The organism is Streptomyces sp. WM6386 (assembly GCF_000972385.1).
Classification (GTDB): domain Bacteria; phylum Actinomycetota; class Actinomycetes; order Streptomycetales; family Streptomycetaceae; genus Streptomyces.
The window spans coordinates 1-335 of sequence record NZ_JXTE01000713.1; the positions used below are offsets into that span (position 1 = coordinate 1).

The 335-nt window shown below is 73.7% G+C and carries 2 pseudogenes; one reads left to right on the forward strand and one right to left on the reverse strand.

Annotation, left to right across the window (positions count from 1 at the left end):
- A pseudogene (locus TN53_RS49755) lies at positions 1-131 on the forward strand (cytochrome P450); the annotation flags it as partial.
- On the opposite strand, the pseudogene TN53_RS49760 reads toward TN53_RS49755, so the two are convergent.
- Positions 122-220, reverse strand: a pseudogene (locus TN53_RS49760) (VOC family protein); the annotation flags it as partial. The pseudogenes TN53_RS49755 and TN53_RS49760 overlap by 10 nt on opposite strands.
- Between the last annotated feature and the right edge of the window lie 115 nt (positions 221-335).

Consider the following 335-nt stretch of genomic DNA (forward strand, 5'->3'; position numbering starts at 1 on the left):
ACCAGTGGCTCGTCCCGCACCACGCCGACGTCTCGGCGCTGCTGCGGGAACGGCGGCTCGGGCGGACGTATCAGCACCGGTTTACGCACGAGGACTTCGCGGGGGCGGCGCCCCCCGCGGGAAGTGTGCCCCGCCCCCAGCTGCCGAGGCGGACCCCCCCGGCCTGGAAGAAGACCGTCTCCTGGACGTCTTGGCCCCGCCAGCCCAGGGCTTCGTAGAATCCCTCGTGCGGGAACCGGGGGTGATCCGCCGGCCGGGGCCGCCGTTCCCGCAGCAGCGCCGAGACGTCGGGGTGGTGCGGGACGAGCCACTGGTCGGTCGCCTCGAAGTAGTGC